Source organism: Myxococcales bacterium (assembly GCA_016712525.1).
In the GTDB taxonomy this organism is placed as follows: domain Bacteria; phylum Myxococcota_A; class Polyangia; order Polyangiales; family Polyangiaceae; genus JAAFHV01.
Map to the genome: position 1 here is coordinate 1 of JADJQX010000006.1, position 24,674 is coordinate 24,674.

The 24,674-nt window shown below is 67.0% G+C and carries 19 protein-coding genes and 1 pseudogene; 15 read left to right on the top strand and 5 right to left on the bottom strand.

All coding sequences use genetic code 11. From position 1 onward, the window contains the following. The 3 genes from coaD to IPK71_11965 form a co-directional block, all read left to right on the top strand. Positions 1-145 (top strand): pantetheine-phosphate adenylyltransferase (gene coaD, locus IPK71_11955; protein MBK8214447.1); only part of this gene is annotated, 145 nt, incomplete at its 5' end. A 125-nt stretch (positions 146-270) separates the two neighbouring features. Then, positions 271-2,058 carry an ABC transporter ATP-binding protein gene (locus IPK71_11960; GenBank protein ID MBK8214448.1) on the top strand — a complete coding sequence of 596 codons (1,788 nt, stop codon included), beginning with the start codon at positions 271-273 and terminating at the stop codon, positions 2,056-2,058. A 106-nt stretch (positions 2,059-2,164) separates the two neighbouring features. Next, positions 2,165-2,845 (top strand): CBS domain-containing protein, encoded by a 681-nt coding sequence (locus tag IPK71_11965; protein ID MBK8214449.1) that lies wholly within the window; start codon positions 2,165-2,167, stop codon positions 2,843-2,845. Positions 2,846-2,855: 10 nt separating this feature from the next. On the opposite strand, the gene fbp is transcribed toward IPK71_11965, so the two are convergent. Then, complete coding sequence (fbp, locus tag IPK71_11970; GenBank protein ID MBK8214450.1) at positions 2,856-3,869, bottom strand: class 1 fructose-bisphosphatase; 1,014 nt, start codon at positions 3,867-3,869, stop codon at positions 2,856-2,858. 228 nt (positions 3,870-4,097) lie between these two features. On the opposite strand from fbp, the gene IPK71_11975 reads away from it, so the two are divergent. The 11 genes and pseudogenes from IPK71_11975 (at position 4,098) to IPK71_12025 (ending at position 13,925) form a co-directional block, all read left to right on the top strand. Beyond that, on the top strand, positions 4,098-5,390 hold the full coding sequence (locus IPK71_11975; GenBank protein ID MBK8214451.1) for a hypothetical protein: 1,293 nt from the start codon (positions 4,098-4,100) through the stop codon (positions 5,388-5,390). A gap of 127 nt (positions 5,391-5,517) precedes the next feature. Further along, positions 5,518-6,210, top strand: coding sequence for a hypothetical protein (locus IPK71_11980; protein MBK8214452.1), 693 nt, complete (start codon positions 5,518-5,520; stop codon positions 6,208-6,210). A gap of 41 nt (positions 6,211-6,251) precedes the next feature. Further along, positions 6,252-7,286 (top strand): hypothetical protein, encoded by a 1,035-nt coding sequence (locus IPK71_11985; protein ID MBK8214453.1) that lies wholly within the window; start codon positions 6,252-6,254, stop codon positions 7,284-7,286. Between the two features lie 111 nt (positions 7,287-7,397). Further along, positions 7,398-7,616 carry a hypothetical protein gene (locus IPK71_11990; protein ID MBK8214454.1) on the top strand — a complete coding sequence of 73 codons (219 nt, stop codon included), beginning with the start codon at positions 7,398-7,400 and terminating at the stop codon, positions 7,614-7,616. Positions 7,617-8,165: 549 nt separating this feature from the next. Then, a pseudogene (locus IPK71_11995) lies at positions 8,166-8,249 on the top strand (tyrosine-type recombinase/integrase). A 659-nt stretch (positions 8,250-8,908) separates the two neighbouring features. Continuing rightward, a complete protein-coding gene (locus tag IPK71_12000) occupies positions 8,909-9,619 on the top strand; it encodes a hypothetical protein (protein MBK8214455.1) in 711 nt (236 codons plus the stop codon). Positions 9,620-9,893: 274 nt separating this feature from the next. Beyond that, positions 9,894-10,085, top strand: a complete 192-nt coding sequence (locus IPK71_12005) for a hypothetical protein (protein ID MBK8214456.1) — start codon at positions 9,894-9,896, stop codon at positions 10,083-10,085. A 461-nt stretch (positions 10,086-10,546) separates the two neighbouring features. Then, on the top strand, positions 10,547-11,695 hold the full coding sequence (locus IPK71_12010) for a hypothetical protein (protein ID MBK8214457.1): 1,149 nt from the start codon (positions 10,547-10,549) through the stop codon (positions 11,693-11,695). Continuing rightward, complete coding sequence (locus IPK71_12015; GenBank protein MBK8214458.1) at positions 11,688-12,518, top strand: hypothetical protein; 831 nt, start codon at positions 11,688-11,690, stop codon at positions 12,516-12,518. Before IPK71_12010 ends, IPK71_12015 begins: the two co-directional genes overlap by 8 nt. 110 nt (positions 12,519-12,628) lie before the next feature. Next, entirely contained in the window at positions 12,629-13,108 is a 480-nt protein-coding gene (locus tag IPK71_12020; protein ID MBK8214459.1) for a hypothetical protein, read from the top strand. A 382-nt stretch (positions 13,109-13,490) separates the two neighbouring features. Next, positions 13,491-13,925 (top strand): GCN5 family acetyltransferase, encoded by a 435-nt coding sequence (locus tag IPK71_12025; GenBank protein ID MBK8214460.1) that lies wholly within the window; start codon positions 13,491-13,493, stop codon positions 13,923-13,925. Between the two features lie 73 nt (positions 13,926-13,998). Here the strand turns inward: IPK71_12025 and IPK71_12030 are convergent, their stop codons facing one another. From IPK71_12030 to IPK71_12040, 3 genes are all read right to left on the bottom strand, one after another. Further along, complete coding sequence (locus IPK71_12030) at positions 13,999-14,940, bottom strand: hypothetical protein (protein ID MBK8214461.1); 942 nt, start codon at positions 14,938-14,940, stop codon at positions 13,999-14,001. Positions 14,941-15,018: 78 nt separating this feature from the next. After that, the gene (locus IPK71_12035) at positions 15,019-15,759 is read right to left on the bottom strand and encodes a hypothetical protein (protein ID MBK8214462.1); all 741 of its coding nucleotides are present in this window, start codon (positions 15,757-15,759) and stop codon (positions 15,019-15,021) included. Positions 15,760-16,276: 517 nt separating this feature from the next. Beyond that, on the bottom strand, positions 16,277-22,138 hold the full coding sequence (locus IPK71_12040) for an HNH endonuclease (GenBank protein MBK8214463.1): 5,862 nt from the start codon (positions 22,136-22,138) through the stop codon (positions 16,277-16,279). Positions 22,139-22,359: 221 nt separating this feature from the next. On the opposite strand from IPK71_12040, the gene IPK71_12045 reads away from it, so the two are divergent. Next, the gene (locus tag IPK71_12045; GenBank protein MBK8214464.1) at positions 22,360-23,649 is read left to right on the top strand and encodes a hypothetical protein; all 1,290 of its coding nucleotides are present in this window, start codon (positions 22,360-22,362) and stop codon (positions 23,647-23,649) included. Between the two features lie 13 nt (positions 23,650-23,662). On the opposite strand, the gene IPK71_12050 is transcribed toward IPK71_12045, so the two are convergent. Next, on the bottom strand, positions 23,663-24,490 hold the full coding sequence (locus IPK71_12050) for a hypothetical protein (GenBank protein ID MBK8214465.1): 828 nt from the start codon (positions 24,488-24,490) through the stop codon (positions 23,663-23,665). Positions 24,491-24,674: the final 184 nt, after the last annotated feature.

The following is a 24,674-nucleotide window of genomic DNA, read 5'->3' on the forward strand; positions in this document are numbered from 1 at the left end:
CATCGACACGGTGTTTTTGCCGACGCGCACCAACTACGGGTTCGTCTCGGCGTCGCTCGTGCGCGAAATCGCGAGCCACAAGGGCGACGTGTCGCGGTACGCGCCGCTCGCCGTGCGTGAGGCCCTCTCCAAGAAGTTCGCGTGAACGCGGGCGAGGGGCGCCGCACCCCGGTCGAAGGTCGACTCTCGCCTCCGTTCCTGTAAAACCGAAGCGTCAACCATGCCGAAGCCCGTGCTCCACGCCGACGCGACACCAAAGGGGCGCTCCTCGTGAGCACGTCGGCCGCCGGATCGAGCCTCGCCGCGAAGCCGGAGCCCGCGCCGCTCACCTGGCGCGAGCCTCGCCGAATTTTCCGCGGAGCGACGACGCTCGCGGGGCGAAAGGCGCTCACGTGGCTCGGCATGGGGACGAGCGCGTCCCTCGCCCTCGCGATGGTCGAGGTCGCGGTCGCGGTGGTGCTCCAGGTCCTCTTGAAGACGCTCGGGCTCATGTCGGTCAACTCCGAGAGCCTGCCCTTCATCCAGAAGCTCGCGCCGACGAACCTCCAGCTCGGCGGGGTCCTGCTCGTCGTGGCGTTCGTGCGGCTCGTCTGCCAGTACACGAGCACCCAGGCGGCCTGCGTGGCGCAAGAGGCGATCGTGGCGCGGCGGCGCAGGTACGCCATCTACGAGATGCTGCTCGCGCCGAAGCGCGGCCCGGTCAACGCGGCCCTCGTGCAGGCGCGCGTCGGCGACACGGCGCTCAAGGCGTCGCACTTCGCCTACTACTTCTCGAACATGCTCGCCGCGGCGGTGCAGGCGGGCGTGCTGCTGCTCATCATGTTCCTCGCCACCCCGCGCGAGGCGCTGATCGCCCTCTTGGGCCTCGGCCTCGTGGGCGTGGTGGTGCTCAAGGCGAGCCGCAAGGCGCAGGCGATCGCCGAGAAGGTCCCGGAAGAGCTCAAGATTTTGACGGAGGGCATCGAGCGCATCGCCCGCAACGCGACGCTCGTCCGCGTGCTCCGCACCGAGCGCCTCGAGCACCACAAGCTCGCCACCTCGATCGACACCTACGAGAAGCACTTCGTCGACGCGGCCGCGCTCGGCTCGGCCTCCATGGCGGCTACGCCGTTCTTCGGCATGGTGCTCATCTTGGTGGTGCTCGGCATGAGCCAGAACGTGCTGCACACGCCGCCCTTGCTGCTCATCTCGTTCCTCTACCTGTTCATGCGGTTCGTGCAGGCGCTCTCGGTCACCGTGTCGATGTTCTCCATGGCGAACCAGGTGACGCCGCAGTTCCGCGAGTCGATCCAGTACGTCTTGACCCTCGAAGAGGGCGAGTCGGCCGTCGCCATGGAGGTGCGCCCGGCCCCCGAGCTCTCGAAGGAGAACCGCTCGCGCGAGGAGGGCTCGGCCCCGAGCATCGTCGTGTCGGGGCTCTCGTTCCGCTACCCCGGCGCCGAGACCGACACCTTGACCCACGTCTCGCTCGACATCGCGAAGGGCTCGCAGCTCGCCATCGTCGGGCCGAGCGGCTGCGGGAAGAGCACGCTGCTCGGGCTGCTGCTCGGGGTGCTCGCGCCCTCGGCCGGCGGGGTCACGGTCGGTGGCCAGAGGCCCGCCGAGTACTTCGCGCGAGAAGACGTGCGCGTCGGCTACGTGGGGGCCGAGTCGTTCTTGGTCGCCGGTACCATCCGCGACAACCTCATGTATGGTGCACGCATTCCCGTCGGGGACGACGACCTCTGGGAGGCGCTCGGGAAGGCGAGCCTCGGCGAGGTCGTGAAGAAGCTCCCGGGCGGGCTCGAGTACCCCATCGGCGAAGACGGCTCGGGGCTCTCGGCCGGGCAAAAACAGCGCCTCTGCCTTGCGCGTGCGCTCCTCACCGACCCTCACGTGCTCGTGCTCGACGAGGCCTCGGCGAACCTCGACGAGGCGACCGAGCTCGAGATCGCGGGCTCGCTCGCGGCGCTCGTCGGCAAGACCACCGTCGTCATCGTCTCGCACAGGCGGGGCATCCTCCAGCACGCGACCCACCACCTCGATCTGTCCGAGGTGAAGGCGCGCAGCGTGGCGTAACGGACCTGATTTCTGCGCCCTCGCGCAAAGGCTGCGTGGCGGATCTCGGCCATGAGCGGCCGTCTGCGTTCCTCCGTTGGCGCCGAAGTTGCTCCTCGGGATCGCCATGCGCGACGCGGCACTCGGCGAGGGCGACACGACCGAATCGATCGAGCCCGGGATGGGCGAGGTGTTCGTGAGGAGCGCCGTGAAGCGGCGCGTGGTGCTGAGCGGCCACGGTGACGCCGCGCGCGCCGAGTACGTGTTCTGCAAGCAGCGCGGGTGCAGCGTCCCCTTCAGCGACTGCCACGCCTGCCGCCACGTGGTGTCGTTCCCCGAGACCGAAGGTGACGCGCGCACGGTCGTCTGTCAGCTCGCGTCCCCGAAGGGCGCCGATCTCGCGGAGCGCACGGTCCTCGCGGAGCGCACGTTCGCGTGCGTCGAGGGCGACACCCCATTCGCGGCCCTTCAATCTCTCTTCGTGGACGAAGCGGTCACGGGGGTGCCGGTCGTCGATGAAGCGGGGCGCCCCGTCGGGATGCTCGAGAGGTCGGATTTCCTACGCGGGTGCGCGAGCGAGCGGCGGCGCGACGGCCGGGCGGAGCTCGTCGCCCGCGACCTCATGCGCCCCGTTCCCTACACCCTGCGCGAGGACGCGCCGCTCGCGACCGTGGTCGGGCTGCTGACGAACCCGGAGATCGAGCACGTGCCGATCGTGTCGAGCAACGGCAAGATCACGGGGCTCTTCTCCGCGTGCGACGCGCTCCGGTGGCTCGCCCAGGAGACCGGGTATCCCGTCGCGCGCTGACCTGCGACCGTCAGCGTTTGCCGGCGACGAACTCTTTGTAGAATGCAACGTCCTCGGTGGATCCGAGCACGAGCGGCGTGCGCTGGTGCACGTCGGTGGGCTGGACGTCGAGGATGCGGTGGGTGCCCGTGGTCGCGGCGCCGCCGGCTTGCTCGAGCAGGTAGGCCATGGGGTTCGCCTCGTAGAGGAGGCGGAGCTTCCCGGAGGCGGCCTTCTCGTCGGCCGGGTAGGCGAAGATGCCTCCCTTCATGAGGGTGCGGTGGGCGTCGGCCACGAGGGAGCCCACGTACCGTTGGCCGTAGGGGGTACCTCGCGCCGGATCCTCGGCCTTCATGGCGTCGGCCCAGCGGCGGATCTCGGGGGCCCATCGGGCGTAGTTGCCCTCGTTCGCCGAGTAGGTGGAGCCCTTCTTGGGGCAGCGGATGTTCGGCATCGACAAGAAGAACTCGCCCACGTTCGGGTCGAGCGTGAAGGCGTGCACGCCGTGGCCCGTGGAGAGGACGAACACGGTGGATGGGCCGTAGAGCGCGTACCCGGCGGCCACGATCTCGCGGCCCGGGCGGAGGGCGTCGTCGACGATGGGGGTGGGCTCGCGCCGCCGAAGCACGGCGAAGATGGTGCCGATCGAGACGTTGGTGTCGATGTTGCTCGAGCCGTCGAGCGGGTCGAACAGCACGACGTACTTGCCGCCGTGGTTCGAGTAGATGGGCTCGTCGTTCTCTTCGCTCGCGATGACGCCGCAGTGGCCGCTCCGCTGGAGCACGCTCAACATCACGTCGTTCGCGTACGTGTCGAGCTTCTGGACGCGCTCGCCCTGAACGTTCGTCTCGCCCGTGTACCCGAGGAGGCCGGCGAGGCCCGCGGAGCGGACGCGCGAGTTGATGATGCGGACCGCGAGCGAGACGTGGTTGAGGAGGGAGGTGAACTCCCCCGTGGCGCCAGGGGCGGCCTGCATGCCGGCGAGCACGTGCTCGCGAAGGGTGGTTCCGATGAGCGAGTTCGGCGGGCTGGCGATGGAATCCATGGGCAGGCCACACACTATTTTTCTTTTCGGAGGGCGCAAGCCCCGTTTTGGCCCCGTAGGGCTGCGTTACGGCCGCGTAGGACGAGGCGATATTCCGCCTATTTCGGGGGGCTTCGCGTACCCTCCCGGCAAGTGTTTTTTCCAGGGGAGAAGTTTCTACGGCGTGCGTAGGACGAACCAGAAGGAGAACAAGGCACCGTGCAATACCTCGGCTTTTTCCTGATTTTCGTGGCCCTGATCGCTGGCGTGGTCGGGCTCATGCAGCACCTGAAGATGAAGAAGATCCTCGCCGCGCCGTTCAAGAAGACGGGCGAGATCGCCTCGAACCCGAGCGTCGCCGACGCCCAGGGCCGGATCAGCACCGAAGGTGCGGTTCAACCTGGCCAGCAGCAGCTCGTGGCGCCCTGCTCGGGCAAACCCTGCCTCTACTACGAGATCGAAGTCATCCAGCACTGGCACCGTTACGTCACCACCGAGAACGGCACCAAGAAGGAGACCGGCAAGAACACGATCACGACCCAGAAGGTCGGCTCGCAGTTCTTCGTCAACGACGGCTCCGGTCCGGTCGCGGTCGACGCGACCAAGGGCATGGACGTCGAGCTCGAGAAGTCGTTCAACCAGAAGCAGGGCGTCTCGTGGGGCGACGTGCAGTTCGGTCAGTTCCGCACCAGCGTGAGCGTCCCCGGTGGCGACAAGACGGGTGACGGCGTCGAGTGCATCGAGAAGCTCGTGGCCCCGACCGGCAACCTCTTCGTCATGGGCAAGCTCGCGGGCGGCACCATCACCAAAGAAGACGGCATGCTCGGCAAGCTCCTCGCGTCCACCAAGGGCCGCGACAAGCTCGTCGGCTCCACGAAGACCAAGGCCATGGCCGGCTTCATCGGCGCGGGCGTCTCGTTCCTCATCGGTCTCCCGGTCTCGATCTTCGCCGACCCGCCGGCCCCCGGCGTGAACTACTGCGACATCACCGACCAGACCGAAGCCGGCCACAAGTGCACCGGCAAGATCTACAACGACTCCGGCGAGAACGTGAAGCTCAAGGTCACGAAGGCCGGCACCTACCACATCCACGCCCAGGCCCCGTCGACGGTGAAAATCCCGCTCCAGCCGGTGCTCAACGTGACCGACTCGACCGGCAAGAGCTTCGTCAAGGACGAGCACGACGACGCCGAGGTCCACCTCGAGCCGGGCGACTACAAGATCAACATCACCGACGCGTACAAGGGTGACCCCTCGCACTTCAAGGGAGGCTTCTCCTTCGAGCTCGAAGTGAAGCAGACCTCGGTCGCCGCGGCCCTCACGAGCGCCGCTCCGGACGACAGCGCGGCCCCCGCGGACAGCGCCTCGGCCAAGCCCGGCACCGCGAAGCCTGCCACCGGCGGCGGCGCGAAGCCCACGACGACCGCGGCTCCCGCGGGCAAGCCCTCCGCGGCTCCCTCGGCCAAGCCGGCCGGCTCGGCCCCCGCGGCCAAACCCTCGGCGGCCCCCGCGAAGCCCGCGGCCTCGGCTCCGAAGAAGTAACGAAAACGGACAGTTGGCGAATCGGGCAGGGAGCTTCGGCTCTCTGCCCGACGCGCTTTTGTGGGAAGCACTTTCGAGCGCAGGCCGCTATGCTCGAGGCGTGAAGGATCAAGGACCCCGGCCTCCGATGCGCTCGACCTCGGGTGAGTCTCCGCTTCCCGGCAAGGTGTCCGCCGGAGCGCAGATGCCGTCGAAGGGGGGCGTTTCGCCGCGCGCGCCCATGAAGTCGAACCCGGAGCACACCGAGCCCGGGGGATACCAGCTCCCACGCGGCGTCGCGCCACGCGCGCCTTCGGCCTCGGTCACCTCGGTCACCGAGCGCCCTGGCGGTCTCTCCGAGGGAGACGTGCGTATGCTCGCGCAGGCGGTCGCCCGCGAGCTCACGAAGCCGCTCGAGGATCACGTGCGCGCGCTCGAGTCTCGCATCGCCTCGCTCGAGGCCAAGCTCGATCGCACCGAGCGCACGCTCGAGTCGACCGATCCGGGTGGTGTGCCCGCCGTGGCCGCGCCTGCGCCGGTCGCTGCCGCCTCTGCGTTCGTTCCTGTTCCTGTACCCGGGCCGCTCCTCGCCGCCACGCCCGCGCCGAGCCCCGTGCTCGCCGCGCCGAGCCCCGCGCCCGCGCCGGTCGCGCCCAAGCCGGCCGCGTTGGCTCCCGCGCCGAAGGTCGATCCGTGGGCCGCCGACGTGCACCTCTCGAGCGACGAGCTCGGCATGTTCGACGCGGGCAAGCGCCGCTCGCGCATCGCGGTGACGCTCGTGCTCGTCGTGCTCGTGATCGGCGGAGCCCTCGTCGCCGCGATGGTGGCGAGCCGTTCTTAGCAGCCCGAGGGCGCGCCTTCGAGTAACTCCTCGGGCAGGTCATGACCCGTTTCTGCCCAAGATGCAGGCACCCGAGCCTCACCTTCGCGCACGAGGACCGTACGCGCGCCGGCCGCGTGGAGGTGTGGCGTTGCCGCGAGTGCGGGGCCGAAGAGAGCCGACCGACGATCGTCACGACGGCCGTGTTGGTCGCCATGGGGAGCGTATTCCTCGCTGCGCCGTTCACCGCCCGTTTGTCGGGAGGCGAGGGGGCACGCGCGCTCATGACCTTGCTTCTCCTTGGCATGGGCTTCGGGTGCGTCGGTTGGCCGCTCGCGCGGCGGCGGGTGTTCGCGACGAAGGCCACCCTCGCCGAGCCCGGCGCGACCGAGCCTTTGCCGCCCTCGGACGAGCCCCGGGGAAGGTCGTCGGTGCGCTCGGTGGTCGGTGCCGTCGCCGCGGCGATCGTGCTCTTCGCGGTGGTCATGTTCGTGCGTGAGCGTCGAGACCAGGCCGCGCTCGACGAGGCCGAGGTCGCGTTCGACGTGGCGCGCTCCGCCGCGACCGACCACTTCGCCCCGCTCGCGACCCTGGTCGGAGCTCGTGCGCCCGCGGCGCCGTGCGTCGGACCGCGTGTGACTTTGGCGCTCGCGAGCGCCGCGCGTGTCCCTCGTGGTTCGAAGGGAGACACGTCGCCGGCCTTCGTGGAGTCGCCCGTGTTTCGTCTGCTCCACCAGACCACGACACCCGGGCGGAGCGTGTCGGCGCTCGCCGCGGCCGAGGCGGAGCTCACCGCGGCGCTCACGGTGACGCACGTCGGTCTCGTGCGCCTCTCCGAGCGCGACGCGACGAAGGCCGGGGCCGTCCTCTCCGGCACGATCGACGTGGTCGACCTCGCGGCCGCGAAGATCGTGTGCGCGGTGCCGTTCGAGAGCGGCGGGCCGGGCGTGGCCGTGTGGGTGAAGAGCGGCGATCGCGTGGGCGACGACGGGGCGCGGCAGCGTGCCCTCGGGGAGGCCTCGGAGCGGGCCTACTTCGACGGGGTCGAGGCCGCGGTGCGTGCGGCGGGCTTCGCCGGTGTCACGAAGGCACGCTGACGCGGGGCCGGTGGTGGGACCGTGAGAGAGGTGCCGTCGACTCCGTCGTGATCGCGATCCGACCGTCTCGAAAGTCGGATCGAGCCTGTCGAAAGCGGGGGAGGCCCCCTCGTGGAGGCGATCGGGGTGCTTGTGGAGGCGATCGGGGTGCTTGTGGAGGCGATCGGGGTGCTTGTGGAGGCGATCGGGGTGCTCGTGGAGGCGATTTCACGAGGCTCGGGTCGTGAAGGTGCCATGGGCGATGCCTTGCAGGGGGTGCACGACGAAGACGGCGCCGAAGTCGAGACCGAGGCCGGCACATGTGCCGGGAGTTGCGCCGCACGGCGTTAGCAGCCTGTTGATTTTTCGGACCGAGGCCGTTCGACGCCCGCGCCCGAACGCCGAGGCGCGATCCGAGGAGCGCGCGGAACCTACTTTTGTAGGTGAGCACGCACCGCAGGATCGCAACGAAGGCGCTCGGGATGCGGCGGCGAGCGGCCGACGGGAGAAAATCAACGGGCTGTTAGGGCGCGCACAGCCCGCGTGCGGGGGGCGATGGAACGCCGTGGAGGAGATGCATGCGCGTCAGAATGGGGAGCGATCGGCCCGCAGACAAAATGTTCGAGCGCGCGACGTAAAGAGTTGACGCCCCGCGGGCCCTCGTGTGGTCTTGAGGAACGGTGGGCGTGGTGTGAGGGTCTCGCGGTTTCTGGGGAGGGTGCGATGGTGGGGGCTTCGGGGGCTGCGGGCAGGCGAGGGAGGGCAGGGGTAGCGTTCCGGCTTCCGGCGCTGGGTCTGCGGTCCTGTGGCCCGTTCGCGGGAATGGGGCGCTTGTCGTCCGCTGAGCCGGGCCGCCGGGCGAGAGCTTTGGCGGGGGCGATCGGGGTGAACGTGAAGGAGCGCGCCGGCACCGACATCCGTGCAGTCCAAGAGCTCCTCGGCCACGCTGACGTCTCGACCACCATGAGCGACACCCACGTGCTCTACCGAGGGCCTCTGGCCGGCCGAAGCCGCTCGATCGCCTTCGGCTCCGCGAGTCCGCTGGACCGGGGTATGCCGGTCTGCCTAACGCGCCATTTGTGCGCTGGGATGTTGGGGATGAAGAGTGGGAAAAGCTTGGGCCAGACCGGCGAGCTGGCGCATGAGGGTGGATGAGATAGGCTGCAGAGGAGGTCTGGATAGGCTGCGGGCGTCGGATAGACGGGGCTGTCGAATTTACGTTCGAGGAATTCAAAATTGTTCGAGAGGTCTCTATTTCGGGGGAGGGGTCGACGACTTGAACTGGCACGGTCATGATGGGTCTCTTGGGCTTGAGGCGCCTCGTCGCCTCCCCTGTCCAAGAATGGCAACCACTGCCGGTTCGCTGGAACGGCAGGGTTCCTTGGCGGGGACGTCCTCGTGCTCCTTGCGGACAAGAAGCCGTCTACCGCCGGGAACGCTCAGAGTCGATGTCTTCGCGTGGCCGCTTTCGGGATTAGACAGGTCTGCTCAATACTGGCGACGTTGAGGGAAAACCGTAGAACAGCATGCCGACACCCCCTTCATTCACTCGAAGCCGCAGCAGAGGCGAGGCTCATGCCTTCGAACAGAGCGTTGCAGCGGACACTGAACGCTAACGTTAGATCCCGAGAGGTCCCTTCTGCATGAACAAGCTAAATCCAAAAGACGTCGCAGACGACTTTGACGCTGAGATTAGGAAGCTGGTGGACTACTACCTGCGGTCCGCCAAAAGTCTGGTCGGTTTACCGACCGAAAAGTCGGACACCTCTCTGCTGGCAGAGCACGTCTTTCTATCAGGCGCCATCTTGTTCGAAGGAGCGCTTTCTGATCTGTACTTCTCGTACATCAACAAGGACTCCAGCGTCTTCATCGCCAAGAAGCAGAGCTTGATTCAAGATCTAGTCAAACGGGAGTTTGGTGTCTGGTACGCGGGTAAGATCGGCCTTGGGTCCATCAAGCACATTAAGGCCGCCGACCTGTATCCGCTCTTGGATCCACGCGGCCACAACATCACCTTTTACGATGCCAAGCAAATGATTGATCGCGCCGGAAAGAACCTGCTCCCTGCGCACGCAGCAAAGTACAAGGCGCTATCGTCCTCCCATCAGAAAGTCATGAACGCAGCGAAGTTCATTCGAAACTGCATAGCGCACAGAAGTACGTCCAGTTACGAAGCAATGATGGACGCTCTCGTTAAATTGCAGAGCACCAACAAGGCGCTCGCACGGACCGCCGACAAGAAGGTAACCAGCATAGGCGCGTATCTCAAGGCCGCCACCGGCGCGTCGAAGACCACGCGTATCGAGGTCTACCTCTCCGAGCTGAAGGCAATCACTGCTGCGCTTGGGGCTTAACATTTGCTGTAGTGAACTGCCTAGACCCGAGCGCGAGCCGAAGGCGCCGCGGAACCCGGCATACCCGTGCACCATGCACGCAATCGAGAGACTCAAATCCGCAGCCGAAGAGGCGGGGCTCTCGTCTTCGAACAGAGCGTTGCAGCGGACAAAGAACCGGCAGTCGCCCCGCTTCGCGGGCTCCTTTGGTTATTGCCGCTGAACGCAAACGTTAGGCCAACATGGAGTGCCGCGCCACAGAGGCCAAATCAACCTGCGGCAATAGGAGAAGCGTATGGCAGATCAAGAACTCAGAGACAGGACGGGTAGGCTGCTCGGCAAGATCAAGACTCTCTCGGACGGTAAGTTGGAGCTTCGAGACCACACAGGTAGCTTGAAGGGAACCTACAACCCGAAGAACAACGAAACACGTGACAGGACGGGTAGTCTCGTTGGCAAGGGAAATCTTCTCACGACCTTACTCTAGCCATCGATGGTTCGGGCTGCGGCTGCTATCTCAGCAACCGCAGTCCGCAGTCCATCACAATTTGGAGAATCACGCTTGGAAAATTCCACCTTTATACATGAAGACAAGACCTTTGAAGTGCGCGTCGCAATTCTCGATGGTCGGTATTGCGTAAAGGTATTTCTTGCTGGAGCGCAGGTCAGTCCAGAGTATTCAGCGACGCTAGAGGTTGGCCAAGACTATTTTTCGCAGCACCAGGAGAGTATCGTCGGCGAATTGACGAACATTGCGGAAGCCGATGTGCGCAGAGGCATATATCTCAAGGCCTAACAACCGGTTGCAGCGGACGGTCCGCTGCGCGGCCCGCCGCTGAACAGGGGCGTTCGCCGCAGAATTCGGATTGCTCGAGAACCAGAATGAGAACGAGGAGCGACGGCGGTGGTCGCTGTTGGCCCAACAGTTGCTTGGAAGGGGCGACCTTCATGAACCCTCGAACACGGCGCTCCCGACGTATTCGCCGAAAGGCGCGCCGCAAGATGTATGCGCTTGATGGGGCCACCTTGCCTTATGCCACTCTCGAGGATGTTGTGGGCGACTGTCGTAAGCTGGTGGCCTTCATCAGCACAGCGTTCAGTATTCACTGCAAGATCGAACGTCCAGAAGAGCTCCTCCGCTTCGAGGTCAGAACCGACGCCTCGTTCAACGCTAGTTGCAGCCTGGAACCTAACGGTCGCACGCTGGTCTCGGTGAACCTCGGTGTGTTTGTTATTAGCCGTGACATATTCTTTCGGCTGCTATCACATCCGCAAGTCTGGCCCGAGATAGGCGACGCGAGCCTTGAAACCGAGGTTCCATCCCTCTTCGACTACTTTACGAACGCAAATGACTTGATCTGGCAGGGGTCGACAACGGACATGCCGCTTTCCCCAGTCTCCCCGAAGTGTCCTGTGCGGGCCGCCTACGCGGATTGGCTCGACTTCATTGCATGTTCGTTTGTCATCCTTCACGAGCTCGGACATGCATTCCACGGACATCTGGCTGTTGTTGGACCCGGGAACGCACTTCTCGAGGTAGACCCGGAAGGGACGGCGACGGCCGATTGTCTCACGAGACAGGCGCTCGAATACGACGCGGACAACTTCGCAACCAACATGATCCTCCGCTTGCCGAATTGCCCGACCGACCTTCTTGGTCGCACGACGACGCAGCAACAGGACCTCGGTACGGCTATTGACGTATTTCGGGCAGTCGGGACCCAGTTTCATCTGTGGTGCGCTGGCGCGAAGGACATCAGTGTACATCGTCTAGACCTGAATCATCCACCGCCTCGCATACGCCAGCAGGCGATATCAATCACCCTGAGCATGTTCCTGCAAGCACGCGGTATTCCTCCGGCCAAGGGAAGTGGCTTCTCCGACGAGTTTGCTTGCATCGAGGGGAACTATGCTCGTCTAACTGGCCGAGAGATCGACGTTGCGCAGGCTGCCACCCGGTTCTTTGACATGTACGGGCCTGGCATCGTCAGAAGATGGGCGGAGATTCATCCTAAGGTCAACGCCGTGGCGTGGATTCCGATTCCGGCGCCGGGCGATGCTTTGCAAACGTTCGGCCTCAAGGAAACAGATGACTGAAGAAGCGAACAGACCGCCGACAATCTTTGAAGCCGACACAGCAGCGTCGGCATCGGAGCCTTCGGGTCAAAGTGCCGAAGGAGTCGAATTCGACGTTGGCACCGATGTCTGGGTGCCAACCCGCTACCTCGATGGCGAGCAGCCCTTCGCTGTGACCTGCCGTAAGATTACCCAAGTTGGTGAAGACACCGTCGATGTAGCGGGGGGTACCTCGCCGATCAAGAAGGCTAGAGTTCGTAAGGTATTTCGAATTGTCGTTCTAACGTGTGGAGACTTCGCCTCTGAATTCGGAACGCTTGATCCATTGTCGAAAAGTGTCGTCCAGTTTCTTCGGCTTATGGTTCCCGATGAGGCTCTTACTTCGTACAAGATTCGCAGCGCGTCCGAACTCGACCCCCTGTGGAAGCGAGAGCGCGAAGCAGCAACAATTTTGGTTCTCGCCGGCCACGCGTCAGCCGACGGCATGGTGCTCGGCGGACAACCGAACGCGCTCTCTGCCGATGCAATTGTCACGTCACTTGAACTCAATAGCCACGCCCTGCCGCGACGAACAATCGTTTGCCTCGCGTGCCAGACTGGCACCGCCCCATTCGCGAGAACGATCTCAGCCGCCAGCGCGGTGGACCACGTAATTGCGCCATTTAAACCTGTCCACGCGGTGGTCGGGAGCCTATTTGCTCAGACCTTCTTTGCCTGCCATCTTCTTCAAGGACTCACGGTACCTGTCGCATTTAATCGCGCACTCTCGGACCGGAACGTGGCTGATGCCCGGTACCGCCTCTGGACTCGAGGTGAGCTGGCGAAAGGCGCAACGGGTGGATAGAAAGCGGACAACCGCCCACAATCACGCCCCTGCGCAGCGCGGTGGCGGTTGCCGCTGAACGCGAGCGTTGGGCAGACGCGGAACCATCACGCATCTTCTCGGAGCTGATTATGGCGTACAAGCTGGGCTTTGGTAAACATGCAGAACGAACCATAGAGTGGCTCTTCTTCAACGACCCTGGCTACGTGTGGTGGATGATCGCAAACAACGCGGACAAGAACCTCCACGGGGCCGCTCGACAACGCTTTGATGACCTCGTTCGACGAGCGCGCCACCTCCGAGTACCCGGGAAGTGCTGGCAGTGTCGAAGCAGACCCATTGCGCGCATGTTTCTTACCAGGCACATCAGCGGCGGGCTCGGCCGGGTGGACTTCTTCTGCGATACTTGCAAGTATGAGGGAGGCTCTCCATCCTACTCCACAACCCCAGCGTTCTACACGCCCGACTTCTTCCGCGACTACGACAAGACCGGCGGTCGCTTCTTGGTTGACGAGATTAAGTGCGCCTACTTTGGCAATTCTAAACATCGGATGACTCAGTCTCGGATGGAGGAATTCTTCGACACGCCGGGCAACTTCATCAACTTCTGAGCCGCGGGCCGAGGTGCTCAAATGCCGAAACGCTCCCTTCCAATTGTGAGAGGAAGTTGAAGGAAACCGCATGGCTTCGACGGCCTTCAGAAACAGAGTGGTGCACGGGTTGCTTTAGCAGATTTGCTATCGGTCTCGCGGTGCCGAACATGAGTTGGGCAGTCATGTCTACCATAAACACCGCTCCAGGCGGAGGGTCGATTTGCACGATGTCCGATGAAAGCACCAAGTCGCCCTCCCAGAGGTCAGATAGGTCCAAGGCCGACGTTCGCCGCGTTCGCCGCAGGATTCGGATTGTTCGAGCACGAGAATGAGAAGTCTCGATCTCGAGCGAGGATGGAACGACTGGACTGATGCTCGGTCCGACTCTGAAAACCAAAACATGACCCAGTCACTCTATCCAGACGTTCTCGACCCTGACCGGGTCGGGCGGTATCCGGCAGCTGCCAACGCAGGCGGCGGATTCGTGTGGGACGCCGTGCTCGAGTATCGCGTCTGGTGCCACCCTGATCGAGGCGCGCCCGATGCTGAGCACGGAGACGACTACTTCCACGCCTTTTGTTCGGCAGAGGATGCGCTTGCCTTCGCCGAGACGGCGCCCGGCGCGGGGGAGCCGCTCGCCCTTGTCCTCCAAGAGGAGTACATCGACGAGCCCGAGCCGGGAAGGTACGTGCACGTGCCGGAGCGCCGCGTCACCGAGTGGCCGCTCGAGCTCCTTCGCAGGCCCCGGAGGAGCCCGCGTACCATCCCCGACTTCCTCGCACCCGATGCTCCGACGAATCGTCTCGACGTCCTGCGGGGCACGGCTCCCAAGTGAAGAAGCGCGTGGCCGTACGCGCACGAGGCAGCCCCCCCGGCTCCCTGCCCTCGGCGCCCCCCCCGCACACCCATCACGTCGTGGGCGCGGCCTCGTCGTCGGCGTCGTCCGCCTCGCCCGACCTCCCGATGCCGAGCCCTCGGAGGATGGCCGGGGAGACCTGGAGCGTCAGCGCGGACTTCCCCTTTCGCCTGGCCGCCTTGAAGTCGTCCCAGAGCCACTTCATCGCGAAGAGGAGGCGACCTTCGGCCTCGTTCTCGGCCGGAGAGTCGCGGTCGATCTGGGTGGCCGCGCGTTTCGTGGCGGCGGCGTCGTCGAGGGCTTTTGCGGCGGCTTCGAGCGCGTTGGTCGTCTCCGGCGTGATGTCCTGGAGGCGGAGGCGCAGGCCGAGGCCCTTCTCCCTGAGCCACCCCTCGAGCAAGCCCTTGGTCGCGCGAAGCGCCTCGGCCTTGGCGTCGCGGGCCTCGGGCTTGAGCGCCTGCATCAGCGCGTCGAGGCGCGCTGCGTCGTCGCCGAGCGCGCGCCTCGCGGCCCGCCTGACGTCGACCGTGAGATCGACGGCGTTCCGGTAGGCCTCGGTGTCGACCGTGGTCACGGAGGGATTCCTGAGAATGGTGTTGCCTGCCACGAGCTCGGCGAGCGCGCTCGTGCAGTCGAGGAACCAGCGAGCCCGCTTCGGGTTTACGGCCGCATCGGCTGGGTTTTCACCGAGGGTGCGCGCCCACGCCACGGCCATCCGGACCACGTCGCGCGCTTTGGTTCCATTGCCCTTCGCGCGGCAGGTCTCCGGGGAGCTCGTCGCGAGAAAGGCGTCGGACTCCTCGAGTGTGAGCGGCGGAAAGGCGTCCCGCAGCGCGGCGAGCTGCTCGCGCTCTCCGCGGAGCCCCCCTTCGTTCAACGGATGGGCGGCAGCGGAAGGTGCGCTCTTCTTCGAGGAGGCACCCTTGCCCGCCGACGTGGCCTTGGTGGTGGCCGTCTTCTTCTTCGTGATGCTTGTGGATTTCTTCGTCCCCATGCCTGAAGACACTATCCGAGGAGCTGGGCGCGCGTCGAGGGCAAGGTGCGGCCGGAGGGGAGGGCGCGGGAGGGCCTCTCACGCGAAGCGATCGCGGCGCCGACGCGGCATCGAGCCCCTCTTGTCGGCTCCTCCGGGAGCCCCTGGCGTCGAGCTGCCTCGCCCGGTCTCCAGGCGAGAAAAAGCGATTTTTGTCTCTACCCGCTTCCGGGACGGAACCCCGTCCCTTGCCGGGACGAGGAACCCCGTTCCACGCAGCTCTTGCCCCTCCCGCGACCGCTCCGGCGCTGCGCCCGCGGCCGCCCCTCGGCCTGCAGCCGAGCGTATCGCACCACAATCGAACCCCGTTCTCCCGGGGTCGAAGGCTTGGTCCATGACCTCGTCGGCTGCGCCGAAGACCGCTCTGTCCCACGCCGACCGGGGGGTAGCCTTCCGCCAGCTCGTCCGCGACGTCGCCTGGCCCGACTTGTTGCTCCCGAAGGCACCGCCTCTACCGACAGCCGCCGCCGCTCCGGCGGCTGCGCCGGCGGCCGCCCCTCGGCCTGCAGCCGATCGTATCGCGGCGCAGTCGAACCCCGTTCTCCCGGGGTCGAAGGCCTGGTCCAAGACCTCGTCGGCCGCTCCGAAGACCGCTCCTTCGGCCCCACCGACCGCCGCCCCCACCACCACCGCCGCGACGAAATTTCCGTCCGGATCCCAGTAGTTGACCGGGTCTCCTCCCGCGTACGCGTACTGGTTCTCGCCTCCCTCGAGGCCGCTCGGGTCGCGCCTCGTGAACGCTCCGGTCTCCGGGTCGGACTCGCGTGCCCCGAGGTGCAGGAGGCCCGTGTCGGGGTCGAGAGCGAGAAGGGGTGCCCCACCCGCGGGTGCGCGGCCTCACGGCCTCCGCCCCCGCGGCCTCCCCCAATGGCCGTTCTCGGCTTCGCTCTCCAGCGTCACCGCATGCTACTCGCGAACGCGAAGCCTCCGAGCGGCCAGGGGGAGGCACATCGGCGCGCGTGGCGACCCACCCCGGAAGTAGTTCCCTCGACTCACAGGCCCTTTCATCACCCAATCTCCTGGGACGGTGGGAACTACACCCATGCGACTGGTCGACGTTTCCAAGCCTTTCCGTGGGCCGGGCGTTCGGCTTCCCAGTCCGTGGGAAGATCCAGAATTTCGCGAAGGCTGGGGTCATCATCCAAGAGGTGGTTGATGCCGACAACGCGCGGGACTTCTCCCTCCTCATGCGCACCTCCACAGATCAGTTGCCAGTCCCCGTCGGCACGAGAAACGAACAGCACAGAACTCCCCTTTTCGAACACGTGCGAGCACACGAACGCCAGAACTTCCCTGCTCATCGGTTCCACTCCTCCGGGGTCTTGGCGCCCTTGGCGCGGTTGCATGTGCGGCAAGACGCGGCGAGGTTATCGGGCGTCGTTGGGCCACCCCTTGAGTAGGGGTCCCGGTGGTCGGCCTCGTAGGAGTTCGGCCTTCCCGCCGTCGGGTCGATTTCCTGCCCACAGTATTCACATCGCGGAGCTCCGTGCGCGTCCTTCGCCTTCTCCAATCCCGCCGCGCGATCAGCCTTCGAGAAGGAGCGCTTGCTCCCCCTTACCGCCGCCCCGATTCCCCCCGCGACCGCGCCCGCCGCGGCTCCGGCTGCGGCGCCGCGTTTCGCCGCAGCGCGTATGGCACCACAATCGAACCCCGTTCTCCCGGGGTCGAAGGCCTGGTCCAGGACCTCGTCGGCTGCGCCGAAGACCGCTCCCTCGGCCCCACCGATCGCGGCCCCCGCCGCCGCTCCCACAACCACCGCCGCGACGAAATTTCCGTCCGGATCCCAGTAGTTGACCGGGTCTCCTCCGGCGTACGCGTACTGGTTCTCGCCTCCCTCGAGGCCGCTCGGGTCGCGCCTCGTGAACGCTCCGGTCTCCGGGTCGTACTCGCGTGCCCCGAGGTGCAGGAGGCCCGTGTCGGGGTCGTGCATGCCGCCCACGAACCCGAACGGCTGGAACCCGGGGCTCGTGTCGCTCGTGACCTTGCCGAACGGGTCGTATTCCAGCGCTTGCGCCACCACGCCGCTGAACACGTCCACGACGAACCGCACGCTCCCGCGCTCGTCCTTCAGGAGCGCGTACGTCGCGCCACCGCGCTCCATCAGGTCCGGCCCGAGCTCCCCGCGCGCGTACACGTACCTCGTGACCACGTTCCCCGAAGCGTCCACCTCCGCCGCGGGCTGCAGCGCGTTTCGGTACAAATAGCGGTTCTCGACCGTCCCGCTCCGACGCTTCGCCACGCGCCGCCCGTACGCGTCCAGCTCGTACTCCACGCGGATCCCGCTCGGCAGCTCCACGCTCGCCAAGTGCCCGCGCCCGTCGTACCCGTACCGCGTCAGGCTCGCGCCCTCCGCCTTCGTCGCTCGCTCCCCCTTGCCCGTGTACGTGTAACTTGCACCCGTCTTCGACACCACGCGGTCACGCCCGTCCGTCGTGACGCCGCTGTCGGTGCGGTTTCCGTTTCCGTCGTACGTGTAGGCATGCGTCGTCGTTCCGTTTCGCGTCACGCGCGAGAGGCGACCGCGGGCGTCGTAGGCGTAGCCGTACGTCACGCCGTTCTCGCGCTTCTCCTCGAGGCGGCCGAGCGCGTCGTACGCGAGCGCCATGTCGAGCAGCACCCCGCTCGCGCTCCGCGCCTGGTAGCTCGCGAGCTCGCCGTACGCCGTGTACCCGAAGGTCTCCCCCGCGAGGCCAACGCTCAGGCTCGCGAGGCGGCCGCTCGCCGGCTCTCGCGTGAGGAACATCGAGCCCGCTCGCACGAGGATCCCGTCCGCGTCGTACCCGAACGACACCACGTTGCCCGATGCGCTCTCCGTCGCCCTTCGCAGCATGGTGTCGTACGTGGACGAAACCACCCCGGGAGCGACGCCGCTCGCCGTCACGTCGCGCAGGAGCGCGCCGTCCCACCCGAACGCGAGCCCCTGCCCACCGCTCGTCGTGAGCGTGCGGAGCTGGCCACTCGCACCGTCGTACGCGAACGACACCTCACCGCCCGCGTAGACGAGCCGCGACGGCCTGCCTGCGCCGTCGCGCACGATGTCCGTCGCCGTGCCGTCCTCGTAGGTGACTTTGGTGAGGTCGCGATCTCCGTCGTACCCCACCGCGATCGGGCTCGCGCCCGGGGCAACGTACGTGGCGAGCTGCCCGTCTTTGCCGTAGGTGAGCGCGTGCGCCCCCTTTCCGGGTGGCGTGACCTGAGTGAGGTCGTCCATCGCGCTCCACGCGTACGCGCTCTTCGCGCCATCGGTGTGCACGAGCCCGATCGCGCGGAGCGCTCCGTCACGCTCGATTCCCACCCGCCGACCGACGGGGTCCTCCACGCTCGCGAGTGCGCCCGCGGGCCCGTACCCCAACGTCGTACGGCGCGCCCCCGTCGTCGCCGAGGCGAGCCTGCTGCGTGCATCGTACACACGATCGGTCGCAGGGAAGCCGGGGAGCTGCGAGCGCACGAGGCGCCCTTCGGTATCGACGATGGCCGTGAACGTGCGGCCCGCAGGCGACGTCGTGGTCCAGGTGCGGCTCGGGCCGTCGTACACCGTGCGCGTGACGCCGTCGGCCGTGCGGCGCTCGCCGGACAGGGTGACGATGGCGCCCGCCGCGTCGACGTTCGCGCTCCATGTGCTCTCCACCGTGCGCGTGAGCCCGCTCGGGAACCTCACCACGTGGCGTGCGGCATAGGGGGCGAGCATGCCGAGGCGCGGGTCGGCCTCCGGCACGACCTCGACCTCGGTGCCATCGGCAAGCTTGGCCCGGGTCTCGCCCGTCTTCTTCGTCGTCCAATCGAACCGCGTGCCATCACGGTCGAAGAGGCTCCGCACCTCGTCGATGCCGGCCCCGGCTCGAAACACGTGCGATTCGCGACGCGATAGGCCCGTGGTCACGTCGACCTTCGTGCCCTCGGGCACGGTGCTTTGGGCGAACGAGAAGCGGCGGCTCTCGGCGTCGGCGTCGGTCACGAGCTTGCCGTCGCCGTCGTACGACATGGTGTGCACGCCGCCCCCCATGTCGACGCGCTTCGTCAGCAAGCCTCCCGGGGCGTACTCGAGCTGCTCTTTGCGACCGAGACCGTCCGTCACCGTGCCGAGGAGCCCCTGGGCGTCGTACCCGAGGGTCGTCACCTGTCCGAACGGGGCGACGATTCGGGTGGCTCGCCCTGCTCCGTCACGGGTGATCGCGAGCACGTTCTGGTGGCGATCCTCGAGCTTCACCAGGCGACCCTCGGCGTCGTAGGAGAACGTCAGGATCGGCGTGGTGGTGAGCGCGTCGAGCGTGCGAAGGTGACGGCCTCGGGCGTCGAAGACGTACACCTGAGAGCCCGACTCGTCCGGAAGGAGCGTCTCCCCCGAGGTCGTGCCTGGAAATGGGGATTTCAGCGTCACGACACGGTTCTGCGACTCTTCGGTGGCCACGAGGGTGCCGTCGCTCGCGAGCGCGAGTGTCCGCGTCGAGAGCGCGAGGAGCCGCCCGCCCGAGCCCTCGAGCGAAGGACGATCACCGCCCCCGGCGTAGGCCTGCACGCGCCCCCGGTCGATCCGCCGAATGCGAAGATTCCCCTGGTCCGATACGTAAACGACTCCATCCGGGTCGACGGCGAGGGCCGTCGGACCTCGGAACGTCGCGCTCGCGGCCGGGCCCCCGTCACCTGCGCTCCCGGCGTCTCCCGATCCGGCGAGCGTGGTCACGAGACCGGACGGATCGACGCGCCGGACCCGATTTCGCCCTTGTTCGGCGATGAAGAGAGCACCGTCGGGCCCGACCGCGAGCCCGCGCGGGACGAGCAGCGACGCGCGACGCGCGGGGACCGACTCCCCGGCCTCGGAGCCGCCGCCGACGGCGAGCTCGATGCGCCCACTCGGGTCGATGCGCGCGACGGAGCTCGTGGCCTCCATCGTGACGTAGAGGCTCCCGTCGGGCCCCTCGGCGAGCGCCGTCGGGCGCGACACCGTCGCCTCGGTCGCTAGGATCGGATCGGCCGTGACGGGCTTTGCTCCCCCGCCAGCGATGGTGCGTACCGTGCCGTCACGTCCGACACAACGGACGGAGTCGGAGTATTGCTCTGCGAAGCACACCCGACCATCACGCAGCACGGTCACCGAGCGAGGGGTGTCGATGTTGGCCTGGGTCGCGGGCCCGCCATCTCCCGTGTGGCCCTGCGTTCCCGTGCCTGCGAACGTGGAAATGACCCCGTTTTCGATCTTTCGAACACGATGTCCGAGGCTCTCCGACACGTAGATCGTGCCTTTGGCGTCGACCGCGACGCCATCCGGTGAGGCAAGATCGGCTTGGGTCGCCTGACCGCCGTCGCCCGCGCCGCCGAAGCGCCCACTCCCCGCCACGATGCGCAACGTGGCGCCCAGCTCGGTGGCATACCGGGTAACACCCTCAACGCGGTAGAGAACTCGGCCCGCCGGGTCGTCCAGGTGATGCTCGGACAGCGACCATCCCCCGAGGCCGAGGGAGGTCTGATCGCGTGCCCCCACGGGCACTTCGTACCCGCGCCGCAGGCCCACCTCTTGTCGCGTCTTGTCGCCTGTCACGGCTTCGCCGTCACCGTAGGCGCCGAACGTGCGAACGTTCTGGTAGACCCCGTCGTAAACGAGGCCCACGCGCACTTCGGCGACGGTCTGGCCAGGCCAATCGCGCCCGTAGGCGTCTTTGCCATTCCACGTGAAGGTGTGCGTGAGATTCGGTGTGAGCGGCGCGTACGTCTTCGTCTCGGTCACGCCGAGCACGGTCACGGTCACCTCCGCGCGCTTTGCCGAAGGCGGAACCACGGCTCCCGTAACGGGCACGGTGACGGTACGAGCGTCCTTCCGCCCGGGCATGCGGTCGGAGTGGTAGTGGAGGTAGACGCCCGTACCGACGAGGGGCAAATCCTCGGCGAGCGTGCGCCTTTCGCACTCGAACCAAGAGCCGCCCGAGCCAAAACAGGGAATGCCCGGGCCGCCCTTGCCGTCGCCGTCGGGCGGGAAAATGGAGTCGAGCGGTGGGCCGAAGGCCCAGTTGAGGTCCCACGCCGAGAAGTGCGCCATCGGCACGCGGAGGTAGCTCTTCCCCGTAGAAATGCCGGCCTTCGCGAGCTCTGCGAGCTCACCCGACGTGATCCCTGCGGCCGCGAGCGCTTCGGCACCGTCGGCCTGGCCATCGCCGTCCGTATCGAGCGCCGGCCCCGGGAGCACCGTCACCACGCGCCCCGAAGCTTCGGCCTTCCAGCCGGCATCGCCGTCTTCGAGCACGCCGGCCGGCACGGGCGCACCGACCTTCATGCGGAGGAAGTTGTCGACGTACGTGATCACGGGTGCACTGAACGTCACCCTCGTATCGAGCCCCGCCTCGTCGAAGGCGAACGCCGACGCGTAGGTGTAGGCGCTCGCCGGGGGCAGCTCCCCGGGCATCGCAGACGGGCCGGAGCGACCGCGTGTGTACTCGGTGATTCGCAGGGTGGCGCGCTCGAGCGGTGCCTTGTCGCCATTCGGTTTCGTGACCTCGGCCCGTGTGCCGGGAGGCACGAGCACGATCGCCGTACGAGGGTCGCTCTCGTCCCGCGACGTCTCCCCGGCGGCTACCTGCCAGGCGCTCGCGCCAAGGGTGAGCGGTGTCGCCTTGGCAGAGGGGGCGACGAGCGTCACGTCGTCGAGGGCCACGAATCGGTTCGCGCGGGGGGAAGCGGACCTGTGGGCGACAAGCTTGCCCTCGGTCTGGAAACGAAGGCGCGTCGTTGCGCCGCCGAGCACGACGAAGTCGAACCGCCCCTCGCCGTCCGTCTTGGTCTCTCCGAGCTTGGGCTCGCCGGGTGCGCGCACCTTCGCCCCGGCGATGGCCTTGCCGGCTTCGTCGAGGACACGCCCGCGCACCACGGAGACACGAGTCGCGTCGAGGTATGCCTTGTCGACACCCGTTTGCCGCGGACAGGCGCCCTCCGTCAGGAACCGCACCGCCTCCGCGAACGCCACGCCCGCCGTACCGTCGATCGGCGGCGCCGCGCAGGGATCGACCCACGGCCCGCCCTCCGACGCCGGCGGCACCCCTTCCCCACCATCCGGCGAGCCCCCGAGCGGAACCGTATCGTCGCTGCACCCACCGCACGCCGAGAGCGCGAGCGCGAGCACGACGAGGAAAACGAAGGGCACGGGCAACGACGGACGCGCGAACCGAGGCATTCGCGAAGAGGATCACGAATTAAGCACTCGGTCAATCTGCGGCGCTCCAGGACGTGCACGTCCGGATCGTCGATTTCTCGCGGGTCTCTCGGCTTGACTCGGTTGGTTGACGCCGCGCGCTTTGGTCCCATTCCCCTCTGCTTGCGCCGCCGTCACGAGGGCACGCTGACGCGCGGCCGATGGGGTTTGCAAATCGGCCCATTTCGTGGAAATCCGGGCCGATGCGCACCCTCGCCGCGGCCCTCTCGGTCTTCGTCCCCGTCGTCCTCGTGGCTCGCCTGGTCGGCGCGTGTGGCGGAGACTCGGGCGCGGTGCCCGACCCCACGGCCGACGGTGGCAATGGCACCTCGCCCTCGGCTGAGGCCGGAGTGGCCCCCGACGGCGCGCCCCTCTCGCCCGACGGTGGCCTCGGGATCGTGACCTGCCACGCGGCCCCGCGCGCCGATGGGCCTCGAAAAATGCTGGTGACGAGGCCACGCTCGAAAGAGGCGAACGGCGCGTACGGCACGCGCGCGAAGACGCTCGAGGTCCTCGACGTGTCGGCCGACGGCGCGCTCTCCCGCCCCGGCAAGGTGCTCGAGATGGCGGGCCCCACGCAGGGCATTCCGTCGTTCACCCCCGACGGCGCCGTGGCCATCGTGCCCATGGGCGAAAAGGCGGGCCTCGCGTCGATCGTGTTCGACGCGCAGGGGAACCCGAGGGTCGTCACGGCGAGCTTCGCGCCCGACGGGAAGCTCTACGCGGATCGTGTGATCATCGACGAGACCGGCTCGCGCGCCTTCGTGCTCGACTCGAACGTCGACAAGAACGGCGGCGGCATCTACGAGGTGCGCATCGCGTGCGACGGCACGCTCTCGCTCGTGGGCAAGGTGCTCGCCTCGGAGAAGGCGTCGCAGGTCGCGCTCCTCTCCGGCACGAAGGGCGTGTACGCCGGCGGAATTCTTGGCAAATCCGAGGACTTGCACGCTTTCGAGCTTCCCGCCGCGCCCGGTGACGCGAAGGCCACGGCGAGCCTGTCCGTCTTCGGCGATGGCAAGAGCGTGGCCTCGAGCCTCGCCGCGACCCCCGACGGCAAGTACGTCGTCGTGACCGACACGGGGTACGAGGTCGGCAATCGCCTGGCCGTGGTCGACGTCGGCACGTTCACGACGAAGCAGCGCCTCACCGTGGACGCGCCCGAGGCGTTCGTGGTCTCGCCGTTCGGCAACGCGATGATGCTCGTGCAGAGCGACACGTTCGACGCGTACGTGCCGGTCACCTACGCCCCGGACGCCCCCGCGCCGCTTACACTCGGCACCAAGATCTCGGCCTCCAAGAAGGTCGAGCTCCCCACGCGTCCCCAGGTCATGAAGAACGGCGCGCTCAAGGGCTTCGTCTACGTGGTCGAGGTGTCGGGGATTCGTACGCTCCGCTTCGACGCCCAGGGCAAGCTCGCGGACGTGGGGCTCTTCTCGATGGACGTCGACAAGGATCTTTTGAACGCGCCGTTCGCGCTCGGTGTCATGCCGTAGACCGGCGTCGTCGTCACTTGCAGGTGTAGATGGCCTGGTTGAAGCGCCGGATGGAGCTCCGCTGCAGCTCCTCCGGGTCTTTCCCGCAGAGGTTCGAGAGGCTCTTCATCTTCGACTTGCACTCGGCGAGTAGGTTGTTGGCGACGCGGATCGGGGGCTCGTGGTTCGTCCCGCTCGGATCCGTGGGATCGGGTTGGCAGATGCCGCGGCGGATGAAGTCCTGCATGATGCGCCGGCCGTGGAGGCACTGCGCGTTGCGTTCGATGCGGGTCTGGAGCGTCGTGCACGTGGACTGGTCGCGTGCCGTGGCGAGGCTCACCGGGGCGCACGAGGTCTCCGACGCGTTCGGGTTCCGGAGGTCGAGCGAGCCGCACGCGTTCTTGTAGCGGCGGTAGAGATTCGAACAGAACCGCGGCGAGGTGGTCGCGCTCACGGTCGAGCACGTCGACGAGCCCGTGGACGCGAGCGGGATGCGCTGCGAGCCGGAGGTGGAGGCGGAGCAAAGCAGGTAGGAAGCCGACCCGGTGAGCACGGCCGCGATCGCGGTGAGGGCCGTCGCTCCGGCGGGGACCACGCATACGAGCTCTCCCGCGCCCGTGACGGCGAGCGCGCCCGCGCAGGTCGTGGTCCCTACGAACGCCTGCGAGGCGACCACCGCGAGCCCTGCCGACGCGCCCGCCACGAGAGAACAAGCCTGCGCGCCAGTGAGGGCCTCGGCCGACTCGCCCGAATCGTCCCCCTCTGCTCCTGGGTCGGCCTCCTCGGGAGGGACCTCGGCCGAGCACGCGAGGGCGACGAAGGGCACGACGAGCAGGGCGGCGAGGGGGCGGAGCGTGCTCATGGCGACACCTCTCGCAACCCTCGTTCCATGCGGTTTCCTCGGGAATTTTCATGGTGAGGCCGATCGGGCCGAAGGAACGTCTCGTACCTCTCCTGGGTTCGGCGGGCACCACCTCGACGCCATCGCCAGATCCGACCCGGGGAAGTGGCCAGATCCATGGCCAGATGGCCAGATCCGACCAGAT